The following is a 17,467-nucleotide window of genomic DNA, read 5'->3' on the forward strand; positions in this document are numbered from 1 at the left end:
GCCGTGGTGGGTGGTCCGCGATCGGAGCGCCCGAACTCCGGCTCATAAGTGCGGCGGTTGCGCCCAGGGCACAAGTCGGGGTCTAATTCGGTGGGGGGCGCGGCCGCGCCGCGCCCGGGGCTCTATGAGCCAGCTTGCCGAGCCATGCTGTCTCGGCCCTTCGGATCACGATGCCTCGCGCAAGCCATAAAGTGCTCCTCGCCGGGGGCACTCGGAAAACGGGCTCGCCTGTGGCGAGCGTTATCACGGCCCCGTTCCCGCGTACCGCTCAAACACCGGTGTTGTCGCTGCACTCGTCCCGCATGCCCCTTCGGGCCGCTATGCTCGCGGCCGGGCTGACATTTCTCTCGAGGCGAGCTAGGTGAACACTGAAGCTGATCCCGAAGGCGCTGCGGCTCGCCATGAAAGGGACGTAGAAAAATCTGCGCTTGTTCACGCTATCGCCCTCCAGCGCCCCAACGAAATCAAGAACTTGGCATTCTGTTGCGATATCGTCAAACCAGAGTTTTCCGGCATCGTCTATCACGCCAACTATTTGCGCTTCATGGAGCGCGGACGGACCAATCATCTGCGGCTGATGGGCGCCGAGCAGCAGGCATTGTTCGAGCAGGCCGAGGCGGAAGACACAAGCTTCGCCTTCGTGGTGCGCTCGATGCATCTGGATTTCCTCAAGCCTGCCCGGATGGACGACGTGCTCGATGTCGTGACTTGGCCGGTCGCGGTAAAGGGCGCCTCGATCATGCTGGCGCAGGAGGTGCGGCGCGGGGAAAACGTGCTGGTCAAAGCCGAGGTACGCGTCGCCTTCATCAGCGGCGGCCGCGCCCAGCCGATCCCGAAATCGATCCGCGCCTTGATGAAGGCTGATCTGATTTCGTGATCGGGCGATAGCGGGCGGCCCCTCGACTCCCCCGCGCGCGGCGATAGATTGCACTCCCGCCAACCGATGAGGTCCTCATGTCGCGCCCGCCGCTTCCGCCCTTTACCCGTGAGACCGCAGCGCAAAAGGCCCGCATGGCCGAGGATGCCTGGAATTCGCGCGACCCGGTGCGCGTCTCGCTCGCCTATACCGAGGACAGCCGCTGGCGCAATCGCTCCGAAATGTTTCAGGGGCGTGAAGCCATCGTCGCATTCCTCACCCGCAAATGGGAGAAGGAGCACGACTACCGCCTGATCAAGGACCTCTGGGCGTTCGACGAAAACCGCATCGCCGTGCGCTTCCAGTACGAATGGCACGATGCGAGCGGCCAGTGGTATCGCTCCTACGGCAACGAGCAGTGGGAGTTCGACGAGCACGGCCTGATGCGGCGGCGCGAAGCGTCGATCAACGACGTGGTGATTACGGAGAAGGACCGGCGGTTTCACTGGCCGGCACCGGGGCCGAGGCCGGCGGATGTGGCGGGGTTGGGAACCGATCCGTTCTGAGATTTCAAGCCTCATGGTGAGGAGCCGCGAAGCGGCGTCTCGAAACATGCGGGCCCCCGTTGCTGTAGCGGGGCCTCGATCCTTCGAGACGCGCGCAAATGGCGCGCTCCTCAGGATGAGGAGATGGGCCTGCGCGCCAGAAATCTCGTAATCGCCCCACCAAGCTTGGCGTGGTCCATCGGCTCCGCCAGCGACTCCTTCGCCGTGGCAACGACGGCGTCCGGCGCCTTGCCGTCGCGCAGCTCGCAGCACACTTGCGCAAACTCCACGTCGAACTCCGGATGCGGCTGCACGGTGAGCGTCGCGCCGTTGGCGTAGAGCAGGCCGGCGTGCGGGGTGAATTCGGAGGAGAGGATCGTCAGCGCATCGTTGGGCGGCTCGATCACCTGGTCCTGATGCGAGCAGGCGATGGCGACCGCTTCGCCGTCGACGATGCCGTTGTCCGGCAGCACCTGATAGACGTGCCGGCCGATGCCCCAGCCCTTCTCCGACTTGCGTACGGTGCCGCCGAGCGCCTGCGCGATCAGCTGATGACCGAAGCAGATGCCGACCATCGGTGTCCTGCTGGCGTAGGCCGTGCGCACGAAATCTTCCAGCGGCGCGATCCAGTCGAGCCCGTCATAGACGCCGGCGGCGGCGCCGGTGATCAGCACCGCCTCCAAATTGCGCGGATCGGGCAGCGCATCGCCGCTCGGGATGCTAACGATGTCGATCGTGGCTGTCGGATCCTCAGCGCGGACCATGCGCTTGAACATGTCGGGGAACGAACCGTGGCGCTCGCGATATTTCTGTGGGACCTGCCCGGTCTCGATGATAGTGATGCGTGCCATGCGCCCTCTGGTAAAGCTCAAGCTTGGTCGCTTTCTGACCCATGTTGCTGGTGTGGCGCTGTGCGCTCCAGCAGCGCACTCTCTTTCCGGACCTCGTTGAGAAACGCCTTGGCGAGGCGCGACAGCGGCTCTGCTTCCGACCATAGCATATAGGCCACCGCGTGCGTCGTCGGCGCGAACGGCCGCACGACGAGGCCGGTCCCGCCGTTCTGCCGCGGCGAGAAGGGATCGACCACCGCGGCGCCGACGCCGGCGGCGGCGAGCACGCAGGCCGTGTTGCAGTAGCGCACCTCGACAGTCGGCCGGAACGGCGCGCCGGCGCGGGCAAAACTGTCGCGCACGGCCTCACCAAGCCGCGTGCCGCGCTCGAGCCCGATGAAGGGCAGGCCGGACAGGTCGGCTGCCGAGATCACCGGCCGGTCGGCGAGCGGGTGCTGCGGCGGCAGCACGCACACCATCTCGCCGGTGTGCACCACCTCATGGGCGATGCCCGGATGATGTGTCAGCCCGAGCGCAAAGCCGAGCTCGGCGACGCGGTTGAGCACGCCTTCGATGATCCCCTCGTAGCGCCGCACGTCGAAGAACACCCGTGTCTCCGGGCGGCGGCGCAGGAAACCTGACAGCGCCGAGGGGATGATGCTGTAGGCGAGCGGCGGCGTCGCGACCAGCGCGAGATGCCCGGAGCGGTTCTCGCGCAGATCGCGCACGCGGTTCTCGAGCTTTGCGTGCAGCGCGAAGATCGCCTCGCTCTCTTTGTAGAGCGCCATCGCTTCCGTGGTCGGAAACAGCCGGTTGTTGACGCGTTCGAACAGCGCAAAACCCGCCTGCGCCTCCATCGTCTTCAGCGCATTGCTGACGGCGGGCTGCGACAACGCCAGTTCGTCGGCGGCCGCAACCGTGGTGCGGTGGCGGATGACGGCGCGGAGGATCTCGAGCTGGCGCAGGTTCATATCACTGCCGATTATACTCAGGGCCAAAACATCATAGCAGAACGAATTGATTTTGCAGCCCCGCTTCCGCGTAATGGCAGCGGATTTGCACGTCGCATCAAAGGGTTCATTCGCCCATTGAGGCGCCACTGCGCACAGATTGGAGGCAATCTTGGTTCGTGTCCTTCGCGCCGCCGCCGCACAGATGGGGCCAACGCAAAAAGCCGATACGCGCGAGCATACGCTGTCGCGGATGCTTGCGCTGCTGGAGGAGGCGGCCGGCCGCGGCGCCAGCCTCGTGGTGTTTCCCGAGCTCGCCTTCACCACGTTCTTTCCGCGTTGGCTGCTCGAAGGCGAGGCGCTCGACCATTATTTCGAACGCGGCATGCCGAACCCGAACGTCGCTGCCTTGTTCGACCGTGCGCGTGCGCTGCGCGTCGGCTTCTATGTCGGCTATGCCGAGCTGACGCCGGATGGACGCCGCTACAATTGCGCCGTCCTGGTCGATCGCGACGGCGAGCTGCTCGGCCGTTATCGCAAGGTGCACCTGCCGGGCTCGGTCGAGCCGCGACAAGGTGCGCGCTACCAGCAGCTCGAGAAGCGCTATTTCGGCTATGGTGACCTCGGCTTTCCCGCCTTCCGCGCCGGCTCGGCCTGGGCCCACGCCATCATGGGCATGATGATCTGCAACGATCGCCGCTGGCCGGAATCCTGGCGCGTACTTGGCCTGCAGGGCGTCGAGCTTGTCTGCATCGGCTACAATTCGGCGGCCTATGATCCCAATGGCGGCAGCACGGAAGATGCCTCCTTGCGGACCTTCCACTCTACGCTGGTAACGCAGGCCAACGCCTACATGAACGCAACCTGGGCGATCTCGGTGGCGAAGGCGGGCGAGGAGGACGGCTCCGGGCTGATCGGCGGCTCCTGCATCGTCGATCCCAATGGCCGCATCGTGGCGCAGGCCGCAACGCTGACTGACGAGGTGATCGTCGCCGACATCGATCTCGACCTCTGCCGCCAGGGCAAGGACAAGATGTTCAACTTCGCCGCGCACCGGCGGCCGGAACAATACAGGGTAATCACCGAACGCGCCGGCGTCATCGAACCCGCGGTTCTCGACGCGGACTGACAGGATGTTCCAACAACGTTGGCAAAGGAGCCGATATGACGCGCCTCTGGTATTTCCTCGGCATCGCAGCGCTGGCGGCCGCGACGTCCGCGCAGGCGGCGGAGCTTCCGGCCGAGATCAAGCAGGCGGGCGCGTTGAAGCTCACGGTCAACTCCACTTACGCGCCGATGGAATATCGCGATCCCGCGACCAATGAGCTCGTCGGGCTCGACGTCGATCTGGCGAACGAGCTCGCAAAGCGCCTCGGCGTGAAGATCGTCTGGAGCGAGACGCCGTTCGCCGAATTGATCCCGTCGCTTCAGACCAAGCGCGCCGATTTCATCATCTCCGGCATCTCCGATCGCGCCTCGCGGCGCGAGACCGCAGATTTCGTCGATTATCTCGGGACCGGCCCGCAGTTCTTCGTGATGGCGGAGAACGAAGCCAAAGCTGCGACCGATCTCTGCGGCAAGAAGGTCGGGACCACCCGCAGCACCAGCTTCCCGGTCGAGATCGAGAAGTGGAGCAAGCAGAATTGCGAGCCGGCCGGCAAGCCGGCGATCCAGTACGTGCCGGGCGAGAACTCGATCGACGTCCGCAACCAGCTCAAGCAGGGCCGCATCGACGCCGCCGTACAAGGCAGCGAGACGCTGCCTTATGCGCAGACGCAGGAGCCCGGCAAATACCGCGTGATCGGCGAGCCCTTTGCCAAAGGATATCAAGGCATCATGTTCCGCAAGGACGATGCGGCCCTGCGTGAGGTGGTGACCGAGAAGCTCACCGCGATGATCGCCGACGGCTCCTACAAGGCTGTCCTCGACAAATGGGGTCTCGGCGCCAACGCGGTCGCCCAGCCCATGCTGAACGCGGCGGCGCAATGATGCCGGCACCGGCACTCGCGGAGGGTTTTCCCGATCTGTCGGGGATGCGGATCGCGCGCAAGCCGCATTGGTTTCGCTGGCTCAGCGCAGCGCTGATCGTTGCTGTGCTCGCATTGATCGTTCGCGCCTTCGCGGGCGGCCAGATCGAATGGTCGTATGTTAGCCGCTTCCTGACCGTCAAGGTCATTCTGGAAGGCATCGTCAACACCATGGTGATGGCGGTTCTGGCAATGGCGCTCGGCATCTTCCTCGGCGTGGTCGTCGCGATCATGCGGCTGTCGCCCAATCCGGTGCTGAAGACCGTCGCCGCCGGCTACACCTGGTTATTCCGCGGTACGCCGCTGATCCTGCAACTGCTGCTGTGGTTCAATCTCGCGCTGGTGTTTCCGACCATCGGCATTCCCGGCCTGTGGAGCGCGCGCGCCGTCGACGTCATGACGCCGTTCCTTGCCGCGCTGCTCGGGCTTGGCATCAACCAGGGTGCCTATACCTCCGAAGTGATGCGCGCCGGCATGCTGTCGGTCGATATCGGGCAATATGAGGCGGCGCAGGCGATCGGCATGGGACGCTTGCGTGCGCTGCGCCGGATCGTGCTGCCGCAGGCGATGCGAGTGGTGATCCCGCCGCTCGGCAATGAGTTCATCGGCATGGTGAAGGCGACCTCGCTCGCCAGCGTCATCCAGTATCCGGAGTTGCTGCACAACGCCGAAAACATCTACTACGCCAATTCGCGCGTGATCGAACTCCTGATCGTGGCCGGGCTCTGGTACCTGCTCGTCGTCTCGGTCCTGACGCCGCTCCAGATGCTGCTCGAACGCCGTTTTGCGCGCGGCACGTTGCGGCTCGCGCGATGACAAAACCCCTCGTCGCGATCCGCTCCGTCAGCAAGAGTTTTGGCGAGTTTCAGGCTCTCAAAAATGTCTCGCTCGACATCCGGCCCGGCGAGGTGATGTGTCTGATCGGCGCCTCCGGCTCGGGCAAGACCACGCTGCTCCGCTGCATCAACCAGCTCGCCGCGATCGACAGTGGCGGCATCTGGCTCGACGGCGAGCTCTTGGGCGTGCGGGAGCAGGGCGGCCGGCTGCATCGGCTCAGCGAACGCGAGATCGGGCGGCAGCGGCTGAAGACCGGCATGGTGTTCCAGCGCTTCAACCTGTTTCCACACAAGACCGCGCTCGAAAACATCACCGAAGGTCCGCTCCAAGTCCAGAGCCGAAAATCCGACGAGGTGCGTGCGGAGGCGATCGAGCTGCTGCGGCGCGTCGGATTGTCGGCCAAAGCGGACTCGTATCCCGCCCAGCTCTCCGGCGGCCAGCAGCAGCGCGTCGCGATTGCCCGCGCGCTTGCCATGAAGCCGATGCTGATGCTGTTCGACGAGCCGACCAGCGCGCTCGATCCCGAGCTCGTCGGCGAGGTCTTGGCGGTCATGAAGGAGCTGGCGCGAAGCGGCATGACCATGATGGTCGTGACGCACGAACTCGGCTTCGCACGCGAGGTCGCCGACTGCGTCGTCTACATGGACCAGGGCGCGATCATCGAGCAGGGGCGCGCATCCGATGTCTTGGGCGCGCCGCGCGAGGAGCGCACCAGGGCATTTCTTTCGGCAGTGATCTGAAATGGGGACGTGTTGATGAAGAGACTTTTGGTAGCTGTGGCGCTGTTCGGTGCCATGAGTGTCTCGGCGATGGCCATCGAGCTGCCGGCGGAGATCGCCAAGCGCGGCAGCATCAAGGTGGCGGTGGTGCCGAACTATCCGCCGATGGAGTTCCGCGATCCCGCCACCAACGCGCTGTCGGGCTTCGATATCGACCTCGGCGAGGCGCTCGGGCGCAAGCTTGGCGTCAAGATCGAATGGACCGAGACCAGCTTTGCCGAGTTCATGCCGTCGATTTCGACGGGCCGGGTGGATGCCATTCTGTCCGGCTTCACGGACTATGCCAGCCGGCACGAAATCGCGTCCTTCGTCGATTATCTTCGCAGCGGTCCGCAGTTCTTCGTGCAGCAGTCGCGCAAAGCGGAGTTCAAGGACGCAGCCGCGCTCTGCGGCAAGAAGGTCGGCGCCAGCCGCCGTACCAAATTTCCGGCCGAGATCGCGGCCTGGAGCGAGAAGAACTGCGGCAGCGCTCCGATCGACTTCGTCGGCACCGACGGCTCGGCCGATGCCCGCACCCAGCTCAAGCAGGGCCGCATCGACGCCGCCGTGCAGGGAAACGAAACGCTGCCTTACATCATGGGTCTCGAGCCCGGCGCGTATGCACCGGTCGGCACGCCCATCTCGCAGCAATTCACCGGCATTGCCCTCCCAGTGAAGGAAAAGGCTCTTCAGCAGGCCATGCTGGAGGCAGTCGACGCGCTGATTGCCGACGGCACCTACAAGACCCTGCTCGCCAAGTGGAAACTGACCGACAACGCACTCGAAAAGGCGACCATCAATGCTGGACAGTAAGGCACTCCAGAGCATTCCGCTCACCCCGGCCAACACGGCGGATCCCGCGCCGGAATACCCCTGGCCGAAGCCGTACAACTCGGCGATGTTCCTGTCGTTCGACGTGGACGCGGAGAGCGCCTGGACCAGCAAGGACGCGGTACATGCGCAGCGGCTCATCACCATGAGCTATGGCGGCTATGAGGCGCGCGTCGGCACGCCGAAACTCCTGGAGCTGCTCGACCAGCTCGATCTCAAGGCGACCTTCTTCGTTACGGGATGGTCGGTCGACGCGCATCCGGCAATGGCGGAATCCATCCTCAAGGCCGGTCACGAGATCGGCCATCACGGCTATCATCACTTGCTGCCTGATCCCGGCGATCCCTGGATCGAGGAGGAGTTGGAACGCGGCTTCGAGGCGCTGAAGCGCCGGCTCGGTGTCAGGCCGACCGGCTATCGCGCGCCTTACGGCGAGTTCACCGAGGAGCTGCGCGTCGCGCTGGTGCGTCATGGCATCGTCTACACGTCCTCCTTCCGTGATGACGTTCGGCCCTATCGCCATCGCCTTGCCGACGGCAAGCCCGGCACGATCGAGCTGCCGGTCACGGCGAGCTATGACGACTGGATGCACGGGCTCTCCGCGCGCTTCAGCCCGCGCTCGATCTTCCCCAAGGAACATGTGCTCTCGATCTGGAAGGACGAGCTCGACGAAACCAGAGACTGGGGCGCGATGGTGACGACGGTGCTGCATCCGCAATGCAGCGGCCGTCCGATGCGGCTGCGCCTGCTGCGTGAGTTTCTGACTTACGCAAAGTCGTGCCCCGATGTCTGGATCACAACCGGCGAGAAGATCGCGGAAAACTTCCTGCGCCACGAGGCCGGAAAAAGCTGAGCCACGCCATGACCCGCATCCTTGTCATCAACCCCAACTCCTCCGCGTCGGTGACGGCGGCGATCGACGACGCGGTCGCGCCGCTGCGCATCGCCGGTGGGCCCGACATCGAGGTGGTTGGCCTTGCCGAGGGGCCACCGGGCATCAGCTCGCAGCGCGATGCCGACAGCGTCGTGATGCCGCTGGTCAACCGCGTGTCGCGCGACAATGCGGATGCGTTCGTGCTCGCCTGCTTCAGCGATCCCGGCCTGCATGCGGTGCGTGAAGCCGCCGGCGGTCGCCCGGTGATGGGCATCGCCGAGTGCGGCATCTTTCGCGCGCTGATGCTGGGCGAACGTTTCGGAATCATCGCGCTGTCGCCATCGAGCATTCGCCGCCAGCAGCGGATGGTGCGGGTGATGGGCGTCGATAGCCGTTATGCCGGAAGCTGGTCGGTCGGCGCGAGCGCGGCGGAGACGGCAGGCGCGGACATCCGGGGACGGTTGATCGAAGCCGGCCGCGCGCTGGTCACCCAATGCCGCGCCGATGTCGTGGTGATGGGCTGCGCCGGCATGGCCTCGCATCGCGCAGCGATTGCGGATGCCATCGGCGTTCCCGTGGTCGAGCCGGCGCAGCAGGCGGTCGCGGCCGCGATCGGTGCCGTCTTGCTCAACGGATGAGACGCGAGTGATGAGGTCTTGCTTTTCTGACACCGTTCTGGCCGCGCACTGGCTGCAACCTCTCCCGCTTGCGGGAGAGGTTGCGCCGAAGGCGCGGGTGAGGGCTCTCTCCTCTTGGGGGTCCTCGCCTGCGGAGGCACCCTTTCCCCAGCCCTCCCCCGCAAGCGGGGGAGGGGGCGCACCGACGCTGCGGCTGGACATCGCGTCACACAGGAGCCACCCGTAATGCCTATCTCTCGCCGCTCGCTCCTTAGGGCCGCAGCCGCTGTGCCGGCCCTGTCATTCCCGGGCATCGTTCGCGCCGAATCCCAGACCACGCTGCGCTTCATTCCCGTGATCGACCTCGCCTTCGTCGACCCCATCTATTCCACGGCACAAGTGTCGCGAAACCACGGCTTCATGGTCTACGACACGCTCTATGGCATGAGCTCCTCCCTGCAAGTCTCGCCGCAGATGCTGTCGGGCCACGCGATCTCCGGTGACCAACTCCAGTGGGATCTGACGTTGCGCGACGGCCTGTTCTGGCACGACGGCGAGCGCGTGCTTGCGCGGGACTGCGTTGCCAGCATTCGCCGCTGGGCCGCGCGCGACGGCTTTGGCGGTGAGCTGATAGAGGCGACCGACAAGTTGTCGGCCGCTGACGACCGCACCATCCGCTTCCGCCTCAAGCGTCCATTCCCGCTGCTGCCGCAGGCGCTCGGCAAGGCCGCGATCAACGCGTGCTTCATGATGCCGGAGCGGCTCGCGAGTCAGGACCCGTTCAAGCCGCTGACCGAAGTGATCGGCAGCGGCCCGTTCCGCTATCTCGCCGACGAGCGCGTGCAGGGTGCGCGCAACGCCTATGCCAGGTTCGAGCGCTATCAGCCGCGCACGGATGGCAAGCCGGATTGGACCGCGGGCCCGAAGATCGTGCATTACGATCGGGTGGTCTGGACCACCACGCCCGATGCCGGCACCGGCGTCGCCGCGCTTCAGACCGGCGAGCAGGACTGGCAGGAGACCACGCCGCACGATCTGTTGCCGATCATCAAGGCCGCCGGTGATATCGAAACGCGCATCCTCGATCCCCGGGGTTATGCCTGTATGCTGCGCCTCAATCATCTTCAGCCGCCGTTCGACAACCCTGCCGTTCGCCGCGCGCTCCTGGGGGCGATCGATCAATCCGCCTTCATGACCGCGGTGGCCGGTACCGACCCGAACTTTCAGGTCTCCCCGATCGGCTATTTCGCGCCGAATACGCCGATGGCGAGCGAGGTTGGCCTCGACGTGTTCCGCGGCCCGCGTGACTACGCCAAGGTGAAGGCCGACCTCAAGGCCGCGGGGTATAATGGCGAGAAGATCGTGGTGCTCGTCCCCACCAACTCACTGGCGCAGAAGCCGCTCGGCGAGATCGCCGTCGATTCCTTGCGCAAGGCCGGCATGAACGTGGAATATGCCGGACTTGATTTCGCCGTGGTGTTGCAGCGCCAGCTCAAGAAGGACCCGATCGGGCAGGGCGGCTGGAGCGCCGCGGTCGGCAACTGGCAGGGCATCGACTGGCTCAATCCGGCCGGCAACACCAACATCCGCGGCGAGGGCAAGGTCGCCGGCTGGTATGCGAGTGAGAAGATGGCCGGCCTGCGCAGCCAATGGCTCGCGGCCTCGGAGCTCGCCGAGCAGCAGCGCATCTGCCGCGAGATCCAGGCGGTGGCTTTCCAGGAAATCCCCTATATTCCGATCGGCCTGTACAAGCAGCCGACTGCCTATCGCAAAACTATCACCGGCATTCTCGACGGCACCGCCGTGTTCTGGAACGTACGCCCCGCATGAGCACCTCAGCAATTTTCGGCAGCTATGTGCTGTCACGCAAGGATGGCGCGCAGGACGTGTTGCGCGACCACTGGGTCCTGATCGAAGGCAAGACCATCGCCGCGGTCACGCGCGACAAGCCGCAGGCTGACGAGGTGCATGACCGCCCCGGCCGCTTCGTGCTGCCGGGCCTGTTGAACTTGCACAATCACTGCTTCTCGGAAGCGGTGGCGCGCAGCCACACCGAGGACGGCAATGGCCGCAAGAACAACCAGAGCATCGTCTACACGGTGCTGCTGCCGCTGACCAAGCGCGGCGCCGATATCTTGTCGGCGGAAGAGCGTATGGCGGTGGCGCGGCTCGGTATTCTTCAACTCCTGAAGGGCGGCGCCACCACGGTGATGGAGCCGTTCCGCAATTCGATCCCGGAGATGTTCGACGCTGCAGAGGAGATGGGCATCCGCTTCTACGGTGCGCCCTATCTTTTTTCGACCTCGGACGCCAAGGCCGGCCCCGACGGCGTCGTGCACTATTCCGGTGATGACGGCACCGCCGACATGGCGACCTGGGATGCGCTCTACCAGTGCTGGAACAATCGCGGCGACGGTCGCATCGGCCTTGCGATGAGCCCGCATGCGACGGACACTTGCGGGCCTGATCTGTTGAAGGCATGCGCCGCGCGGGCGCGCGAGCTTGGGGTGCCCATCACGACCCATATGGCTCAGAGTCGCGCCGAGGTTGAAACGATCGGCAAACGCTATGGCGGCCGCACGCCGGCGCAATATCTCGACTGGCTGGGCCTGCTGGCGCCCGATCTGATGGCGGCGCACTGCATGTTCAGCACCGACGACGATCTCAAGCTGATGGCCGCGCGCGGTATGACGGTGCTCAACTGCCCGCGCGTGTTCGCGCGCGCCGGCGTCACCGCCGCGTTCAGCCGGTTTGCGGAACACGGCGTTCGCACCGTGGTCGGAACCGATGGCTACAACATGGACCTGCTCGGCGAACTCAATGCCGCGTCGTTGATCTCCAAGATCACCTCAGCGCGGGCCGATGTCGCGAACTCACCCGAATTGATCGAGGCGAACACGGCAATCGCCGCCGATGTCATCAATCGGCCTGACCTCGGCCGCATCGAGCCCGGCGCGACCGCCGACCTCACGATCGTCGATCTCACCCATCCGCATCTTCAACCGCTGTTTGACCCGCGCCGCGCGCTGATCGCGCTCGCCAATCGCGCCAATATCGATCAGGTCATGGTCGACGGCCGCATGCTGATCGACGCCGGCCGCTATCTTGGCGCCGACGAGGCGGCGATCACAGCTGCCGGCACCGCTGCGATCGGCAAGATCTGGAACCTGCCGGAGGCACAGGCCGCGTTCAACGGCTGAGCGTTCTCCTGGGAGCCACGAAGAAGGTGCGCTCCCTCTCCCGCTTGCTTGCGGGAGAGGGCAGGGGAGAGGGCTCTCTCCATACTGGGACACTCCCGATGAGGAGAGAGCCCCCACCCGGCGCTTCGCGCCGACCTCCCCCGCAAGCGGGAGAGGTTGCAGCGAGCCCGTGGCGAAATCGCTTCAACCCAAACGCGTTCTAATCCTCGAATTCGGCGAGCGCCTTGCGCATGGTCTCGACCAGATCCAGCGCCACCGGCGAGGGGCTGCGCTGCGCCGGAAAGACCGCCGAGAATTCGAAGTCGATACGAGGCAGGAAGCGGCGCACGACGACGCCGCGGGTGGAAAATTCCTGCGCGGTGAAAGGATCGCAGATGGCGACGCCAAGCCCCGATGACACCATGCCGCACATGATCTCGGACAGCGTGGTCTCGACCCTGAGCACGCGGCGGACATCGTGGCGATGGAAGACCTGGTCGACGAGATGTCGGCTCGACGAGCCCGCCGACAACGAGATGAAGGTCTCGCCCTCGAAGTCGCGCGGCTCCAGCACTTCCTTTTCCGCGAGGCGGTGACCGGTCGGCAGCACCGCGACGCGGGCCGGCGCGGGCAGCTTCTGGCTCGGCAGACCGGAATGCGCGATCGGCACCTCGGCAAAGCCGACGTCGCACTGGTTGTTCAGCACCCAATCGACCACGATCGGCGAAATCACGCCGAAGAAGGCGAGGTTGAGGTTCGGCCGCTCCTTTAAAAAATGTCCGGTTAGTCGTGGCAAATAGCCGTTCGACAGCGCCGGCAGCGCCGCGATCCGCAGTGAGCCGGTGCGGCGGCCCCGGATTTCCTCGGCTGCCGCGGTGATGCGTTCGAGGCCGACGAAGGAGCGCTCGACTTCGGTGTAGAGCGCCATGGCCGCAGCGGTCGGCACGAGGCCGGTGCCGCGCCGTTCGAACAGCTCCATCTTCAACAGCGCCTGGAGGTCGCGCAGCAACCGGGAGACCGCCGGCTGCGTCACGGTCATCAGCGCCGCCGCCTCAGTCACGCTGCCGGTCAGCATCGTCGCGCGGAAGGCCTCCACCTGCCGCGAATTGATCCGCGCCATCCTGATTTCCATTCATAACATTTGGGCATGCAGAGGCTGCCATTATTCATTGGACGATGGAAGCCAGAGTTTGCGATCTTTTTCATCAGAGCTGGAGACGGCCCGCTTTTTCGGCAGATTGGAGGGGTTCAAACCTCCGGATCGCGCCAAAACCCGTCGAACAGGGGCCGGAGCCCTGGTCGGATGCGGGATTCGCGCGGAAGGAAATGCGGAAGGTTCAGCCAACGAGACACGTCGGCACGTCACCTCATCCCGGTATGGAGATCGGACCACATGAAGACTTTTCGCCTTCTGACAGCGGTCAGCATCGCGGCTCTCATCGCCGCCCCGTCGGTCGCCACGGCCCAGCAAAAGACGCTCTACGTCGCCGGCTATGGCGGCTCGTTCGAGAAGACCATCCGCGACGAGGTGATCCCGGCCTTCGAGAAGGAGAACGGCGTCAAGGTCGAGTACGTGGCCGGCAATTCCACCGACACGCTGGCCAAGCTCCAGGCGCAGAAGGGCAACCAGCAGATCGATGTCGCCATCGTTGACGACGGCCCGATGTACCAGGCGATCCAGCTCGGCTTCTGCGGCAAGCTCGAGGGACTGCCGGCCGATCTCTACGACACGGCGCGCTTCAAGGACGATCGCGCGGTCGCGATCGGCATCGTCGCCACCGGCCTGATGTACAACACCAAGGTGTTTGCCGAAAAAGGTTGGTCGCCACCGATCTCCTGGAACGATCTGAAGGACACGAAATACGCCAAGCAGCTCGTGATCCCGCCGATCAACAACACCTATGGCCTCGAAGCGCTGGTGATGTTGTCGAAGATGAATGGCGGCGGCGAGTCCAATGTCGATTCCGGCTTCAAGATCTTCAAGGAACAGATCAATCCGAACGTGCTGGCCTACGAGCCGTCGCCGGGCAAGATGACCGAGCTGTTTCAGTCCGGCCAGGCCGTGATCGCGGTGTGGGGCACGGGCCGCGTGCAGAGCTTTGCCAATACCGGCTTCCCCGTCGACTTCGTCTATCCGAAGGAAGGCGCCGCAACGCTGCTGACCACCGCCTGTCCGATCACCAAGCCGAACGCCTCACCGCTTGCGTCCAGCTTCGTCAAGATGCTGCTCGAACCCAAGATCCAGCTCGTGATGCTGAAGGACTACGGCTACGGCCCGGTGCTGAAATCGCTGATCATCCCGCCCGAGCTCGGCAAGATGGCGCCGATCGGCGAGCGCGCCGCAAAGCTGTACAATCCGGATTGGACCGTCATCAACGAGAAGCGCGAGGAATGGACCAAGCGCTGGAATCGCGAGGTCGAACGCTGATCGGTCGCAGCGGAGACAGCGTCATGGCCTATCTCGAACTCGATCGGGTCGCAAAACAGTTCGGCGCGCAGACTGTCGTCGACGACTTCAGCCTGTCGGTGAGGAAGGGCGAGTTCATCTCCTTCCTCGGCCCGTCCGGCTGCGGCAAGACCACGACCCTGCAGATGATCGCGGGCTTTCTTGATCCGACGCGCGGCGCGATCCGCCTCGAGGGCAAGGACCTGACCGCGATCCATCCGGCCAAACGCGGGCTCGGCATCGTGTTCCAGAGCTACGCGCTGTTTCCGCACATGACCGCGGCCGAGAATGTCGCCTTCGGCCTCGAGATGCGCAACGTACCGCGGGGCGAACGGACCGAGCGCGTCCGCGCCGCGCTCGCGATGGTCGGGCTTGCCGGCTACGAGGATCGCCATCCGCGCCGCATGTCCGGCGGCCAGCAGCAGCGGGTGGCGCTGGCGCGCGCGCTGGTGATCAAGCCGAGCGTATTGCTGCTCGACGAGCCGCTATCCAATCTCGATGCCAAGCTGCGCGAGGAGATGCAGATCGAGCTGCGCCAGATCCAGCGCACCATCGGCACCACCACGATCCTCGTCACCCACGACCAGAACGAGGCGATGTCGCTGTCCGACCGTATCGTGGTGATGAGCCAGGGCCGGATCGAGCAGATCGGCACGCCGCAGGAGACCTATGAGAAGCCGGCCTCGGCCTTCGTCTCGCAGTTTTTGGGCAAGACCAACGACTTTGCCGCGACGATAGATCGGGCGAGTGCGCCCGCGCGATTGATCGCCGGCTCGTGGAGTGCGCCTGCGCCTGCCGGGCGCAATGGTCCCGTCACCATCAGCATTCGCCCCGAGCGGATCGACTTTGGCGACGCAGGCCTCAGTGCAAAGATCGTCACGCGCATCTTCCAGGGCAATCACTGGCTGTTCCAGTGCGACAGTGAATGTGGCCGGGCGACCGTGATCCGCCAGAATGACGGCCGGTCGCAGCCGGTCGAAGGCGAGGCCGTTCACCTCACCTGGCGGCCGGAGGACATGGGCGTGAGGGGCGTCGCATGAGCGCTTCCGCCGAGGAACGAAACGCACGCACGCCCTGGGCGCTGACCGCGCCTGCTTTGATGCTGTTCGTCGGCGTGCTCCTGATCCCGCTGGCAATGACCGTGATGCTGTCGTTCCACGATTGGGGCCAGTACAAGGGCATCGAGCCCGTCTTCATCCTCAAGAACTGGCACGAGATCGCAACCGATCCCTATTACGCCGAGATGTTCGGGCGGACGTTTCGCATCGCGATCCTGACCACGCTGCTCACCGCGCTGCTCGGTGCACCCGAAGCCTACATCCTCAATCGCATGGGCGGACGCTGGAAGAGCGTTTTCCTGCTGGTCATCCTGGGGCCGCTGTTGATCTCGGTGGTGGCGCGCACGCTCGGCTGGGCGTTGCTGTTCGGCGGCAACAACGGGCTGGTCAACAAGCTGTTGATGTCGGCCGGGCTGATCCGCGCGCCCATCCCCTTCATGTTCACCGAAACCGGGATGGTGGTCGCGCTTGCGCACGTGATGATGCCGTTCATGGTGCTGTCGGTGTGGGCGGCGCTGCAGCGGCTCGATCCGCAGATCGAGAATGCCGCGATGTCGCTCGGCGCGGGCCCTGTGACCATCATCCGCCGCATCATCATGCCGCAGATCATGCCGGGCGTACTGTCAGGGGCGATCATCGTGTTCTCGCTCTCGGCCAGTGCGTTTGCGACGCCCGCCATCATTGGCGGCCGCCGGCTCAAGGTCGCGGCGACGCTCGCCTATGACGAGTTCCTCAACACGCTGAACTGGCCGCTGGGTGCGGCGGTCGCCACGCTGCTGCTGGCCGCGCTGGTCTTAATCGTCGTCGGCAGCAACGCACTGATCGAGCGTCGTTACGCGGAGGTGTTCCGATGAGCCGGAACGGCCCGCTTGCGGTGATCTTCCACACCGTCTTCGTCATCGTCATGGTGGCACCGATCCTCGTCGTCTGCCTCGTCGCGTTCACGCCAGAAGGCTTCCTGTCGCTGCCGACCAACGGCTTTTCGTTGCGCTGGTTCAGGGCGATCGCCAACTATCCCGAATTCGTCCATGCTTTCTGGGTCAGCCTTGGCCTTGGCGCATTATCGTCGTTCGTCGCGCTATTATTCGCGGTACCGGCGGCGCTCGCGATCGCGCGCTATCGATTCCGCGGTCGAGATGCGCTCGCGGCCCTCTTTCTCTCGCCGCTGATGATCCCGCATATCGTGCTCGGCATCGCCTTCCTGCGCTTCTTCACGTCGGCGGGCCTCGGCGGCAGCTTTGCCGCGCTGATCATCGCGCATGTCATCATCGTGTTTCCGTTCGCGCTGCGGCTGACGCTTGCGGCGGCGACCGGCATGGATTTGTCGGTCGAGATGGCGGCGGTCTCGCTCGGTGCCGGCGGCTGGACGCTGTTCCGCCGCGTGACGCTGCCGTTGATCCTGCCCGGCGTCATCAGCGGCTGGGCACTCGCCTTCATCCAGTCCTTCGACGATCTCACCATGACCGTCTTCCTCGCGGCACCCGGCACCGAAACATTGCCGGTGCGCATGTTTCTGTACATCCAGGACAACATCGATCCGCTGGTGACGTCGGTCTCGGCCTGCGTGATCGCGATCACCATGACCGCCCTTATTCTGCTCGACCGCTTCTACGGGCTCGACCGCGTGCTCGCCGGCAAGGGCGATACAGGGCGATAGGA

At 64.9% G+C, this 17,467-nt stretch carries 18 protein-coding genes; 15 read left to right on the forward strand and 3 right to left on the reverse strand.

Annotated features, from left to right (window positions below; translation table 11 throughout):
- Nucleotides 1-472 precede the first annotated feature (472 nt).
- A complete protein-coding gene (locus AC0L3K_RS30365; protein WP_245285938.1) occupies nt 473-877 on the forward strand; it encodes a YbgC/FadM family acyl-CoA thioesterase in 405 nt (134 codons plus the stop codon).
- A 77-nt stretch (nt 878-954) separates the two neighbouring features.
- Nucleotides 955-1,422: a nuclear transport factor 2 family protein gene (locus tag AC0L3K_RS30370; RefSeq protein ID WP_007596408.1), complete on the forward strand. Its 468-nt coding sequence runs from the start codon at nt 955-957 to the stop codon at nt 1,420-1,422.
- Nucleotides 1,423-1,532: 110 nt separating this feature from the next.
- Here AC0L3K_RS30370 and AC0L3K_RS30375 read toward each other — a convergent pair whose 3' ends face one another.
- Complete coding sequence (locus tag AC0L3K_RS30375) at nt 1,533-2,252, reverse strand: type 1 glutamine amidotransferase (RefSeq protein ID WP_473367409.1); 720 nt, start codon at nt 2,250-2,252, stop codon at nt 1,533-1,535.
- A gap of 17 nt (nt 2,253-2,269) precedes the next feature.
- Entirely contained in the window at nt 2,270-3,202 is a 933-nt protein-coding gene (locus tag AC0L3K_RS30380; protein WP_473367410.1) for a LysR family transcriptional regulator, read from the reverse strand.
- 151 nt (nt 3,203-3,353) lie between these two features.
- Between AC0L3K_RS30380 and AC0L3K_RS30385 the strand changes: the two genes are divergently transcribed.
- The 9 genes from AC0L3K_RS30385 to AC0L3K_RS30425 all read left to right on the forward strand — a co-directional run bounded on the left by AC0L3K_RS30385 (nt 3,354) and on the right by AC0L3K_RS30425 (nt 12,325).
- Entirely contained in the window at nt 3,354-4,310 is a 957-nt protein-coding gene (locus AC0L3K_RS30385) for an N-carbamoyl-D-amino-acid hydrolase (protein WP_473367411.1), read from the forward strand.
- A 35-nt stretch (nt 4,311-4,345) separates the two neighbouring features.
- Complete coding sequence (locus tag AC0L3K_RS30390) at nt 4,346-5,170, forward strand: ABC transporter substrate-binding protein (protein ID WP_473367412.1); 825 nt, start codon at nt 4,346-4,348, stop codon at nt 5,168-5,170.
- Nucleotides 5,167-6,024, forward strand: coding sequence for an amino acid ABC transporter permease (locus AC0L3K_RS30395; protein WP_035993541.1), 858 nt, complete (start codon nt 5,167-5,169; stop codon nt 6,022-6,024). Before AC0L3K_RS30390 ends, AC0L3K_RS30395 begins: the two co-directional genes overlap by 4 nt.
- Nucleotides 6,021-6,785 (forward strand): amino acid ABC transporter ATP-binding protein, encoded by a 765-nt coding sequence (locus AC0L3K_RS30400; protein WP_473367413.1) that lies wholly within the window; start codon nt 6,021-6,023, stop codon nt 6,783-6,785. The genes AC0L3K_RS30395 and AC0L3K_RS30400 overlap by 4 nt, the downstream gene beginning before the upstream one ends.
- A 15-nt stretch (nt 6,786-6,800) precedes the next feature.
- On the forward strand, nt 6,801-7,616 hold the full coding sequence (locus AC0L3K_RS30405) for an ABC transporter substrate-binding protein (RefSeq protein ID WP_473367414.1): 816 nt from the start codon (nt 6,801-6,803) through the stop codon (nt 7,614-7,616).
- Nucleotides 7,603-8,487, forward strand: coding sequence for a polysaccharide deacetylase family protein (locus tag AC0L3K_RS30410; protein ID WP_473367415.1), 885 nt, complete (start codon nt 7,603-7,605; stop codon nt 8,485-8,487). Before AC0L3K_RS30405 ends, AC0L3K_RS30410 begins: the two co-directional genes overlap by 14 nt.
- Nucleotides 8,488-8,495: 8 nt before the next feature.
- Nucleotides 8,496-9,146, forward strand: coding sequence for an aspartate/glutamate racemase family protein (locus tag AC0L3K_RS30415; RefSeq protein WP_473367416.1), 651 nt, complete (start codon nt 8,496-8,498; stop codon nt 9,144-9,146).
- Nucleotides 9,147-9,371: 225 nt separating this feature from the next.
- Nucleotides 9,372-10,955, forward strand: coding sequence for an ABC transporter substrate-binding protein (locus AC0L3K_RS30420; protein WP_473367417.1), 1,584 nt, complete (start codon nt 9,372-9,374; stop codon nt 10,953-10,955).
- Nucleotides 10,952-12,325 carry an amidohydrolase family protein gene (locus AC0L3K_RS30425; protein ID WP_473367418.1) on the forward strand — a complete coding sequence of 458 codons (1,374 nt, stop codon included), beginning with the start codon at nt 10,952-10,954 and terminating at the stop codon, nt 12,323-12,325. The genes AC0L3K_RS30420 and AC0L3K_RS30425 overlap by 4 nt, the downstream gene beginning before the upstream one ends.
- 199 nt (nt 12,326-12,524) lie before the next feature.
- Here AC0L3K_RS30425 and AC0L3K_RS30430 read toward each other — a convergent pair whose 3' ends face one another.
- Entirely contained in the window at nt 12,525-13,424 is a 900-nt protein-coding gene (locus AC0L3K_RS30430) for a LysR substrate-binding domain-containing protein (RefSeq protein ID WP_473367419.1), read from the reverse strand.
- Between the two features lie 273 nt (nt 13,425-13,697).
- Here AC0L3K_RS30430 and AC0L3K_RS30435 point away from each other — a divergent pair, with 273 nt between their 5' ends.
- Genes AC0L3K_RS30435 through AC0L3K_RS30450 form a run of 4 tightly spaced genes read left to right on the forward strand, consistent with a single transcriptional unit; the run spans nt 13,698 to nt 17,465 of the window.
- Nucleotides 13,698-14,732, forward strand: a complete 1,035-nt coding sequence (locus AC0L3K_RS30435; protein ID WP_473367420.1) for an ABC transporter substrate-binding protein — start codon at nt 13,698-13,700, stop codon at nt 14,730-14,732.
- A 23-nt stretch (nt 14,733-14,755) separates the two neighbouring features.
- Nucleotides 14,756-15,790 carry an ABC transporter ATP-binding protein gene (locus AC0L3K_RS30440; RefSeq protein ID WP_473367421.1) on the forward strand — a complete coding sequence of 345 codons (1,035 nt, stop codon included), beginning with the start codon at nt 14,756-14,758 and terminating at the stop codon, nt 15,788-15,790.
- The gene (locus tag AC0L3K_RS30445) at nt 15,787-16,662 is read left to right on the forward strand and encodes an ABC transporter permease (protein WP_473367422.1); all 876 of its coding nucleotides are present in this window, start codon (nt 15,787-15,789) and stop codon (nt 16,660-16,662) included. The genes AC0L3K_RS30440 and AC0L3K_RS30445 overlap by 4 nt, the downstream gene beginning before the upstream one ends.
- A complete protein-coding gene (locus AC0L3K_RS30450; RefSeq protein WP_473367423.1) occupies nt 16,659-17,465 on the forward strand; it encodes an ABC transporter permease in 807 nt (268 codons plus the stop codon). Before AC0L3K_RS30445 ends, AC0L3K_RS30450 begins: the two co-directional genes overlap by 4 nt.
- Nucleotides 17,466-17,467 lie beyond the last annotated feature (2 nt).

This window comes from Bradyrhizobium sp. MI1.10, from assembly GCF_055811035.1.

Excerpts from the sequence above, each read along its gene's own strand:
- AC0L3K_RS30370 (WP_007596408.1), top strand. The coding sequence starts at position 955 with ATGTCGCGCCCGCCGCTTCCGCCCTTTACCCGTGAGACCGCAGCGCAA.
- AC0L3K_RS30375 (WP_473367409.1), bottom strand. The coding sequence starts at position 2,252 with ATGGCACGCATCACTATCATCGAGACCGGGCAGGTCCCACAGAAATAT.
- AC0L3K_RS30380 (WP_473367410.1), bottom strand. The coding sequence starts at position 3,202 with ATGAACCTGCGCCAGCTCGAGATCCTCCGCGCCGTCATCCGCCACCGC.
- AC0L3K_RS30390 (WP_473367412.1), top strand. The coding sequence starts at position 4,346 with ATGACGCGCCTCTGGTATTTCCTCGGCATCGCAGCGCTGGCGGCCGCG.
- AC0L3K_RS30395 (WP_035993541.1), top strand. The coding sequence starts at position 5,167 with ATGATGCCGGCACCGGCACTCGCGGAGGGTTTTCCCGATCTGTCGGGG.
- AC0L3K_RS30400 (WP_473367413.1), top strand. The coding sequence starts at position 6,021 with ATGACAAAACCCCTCGTCGCGATCCGCTCCGTCAGCAAGAGTTTTGGC.
- AC0L3K_RS30405 (WP_473367414.1), top strand. The coding sequence starts at position 6,801 with ATGAAGAGACTTTTGGTAGCTGTGGCGCTGTTCGGTGCCATGAGTGTC.
- AC0L3K_RS30410 (WP_473367415.1), top strand. The coding sequence starts at position 7,603 with ATGCTGGACAGTAAGGCACTCCAGAGCATTCCGCTCACCCCGGCCAAC.
- AC0L3K_RS30415 (WP_473367416.1), top strand. The coding sequence starts at position 8,496 with ATGACCCGCATCCTTGTCATCAACCCCAACTCCTCCGCGTCGGTGACG.
- AC0L3K_RS30420 (WP_473367417.1), top strand. The coding sequence starts at position 9,372 with ATGCCTATCTCTCGCCGCTCGCTCCTTAGGGCCGCAGCCGCTGTGCCG.
- AC0L3K_RS30425 (WP_473367418.1), top strand. The coding sequence starts at position 10,952 with ATGAGCACCTCAGCAATTTTCGGCAGCTATGTGCTGTCACGCAAGGAT.
- AC0L3K_RS30430 (WP_473367419.1), bottom strand. The coding sequence starts at position 13,424 with ATGGCGCGGATCAATTCGCGGCAGGTGGAGGCCTTCCGCGCGACGATG.
- AC0L3K_RS30435 (WP_473367420.1), top strand. The coding sequence starts at position 13,698 with ATGAAGACTTTTCGCCTTCTGACAGCGGTCAGCATCGCGGCTCTCATC.
- AC0L3K_RS30440 (WP_473367421.1), top strand. The coding sequence starts at position 14,756 with ATGGCCTATCTCGAACTCGATCGGGTCGCAAAACAGTTCGGCGCGCAG.
- AC0L3K_RS30445 (WP_473367422.1), top strand. The coding sequence starts at position 15,787 with ATGAGCGCTTCCGCCGAGGAACGAAACGCACGCACGCCCTGGGCGCTG.
- AC0L3K_RS30450 (WP_473367423.1), top strand. The coding sequence starts at position 16,659 with ATGAGCCGGAACGGCCCGCTTGCGGTGATCTTCCACACCGTCTTCGTC.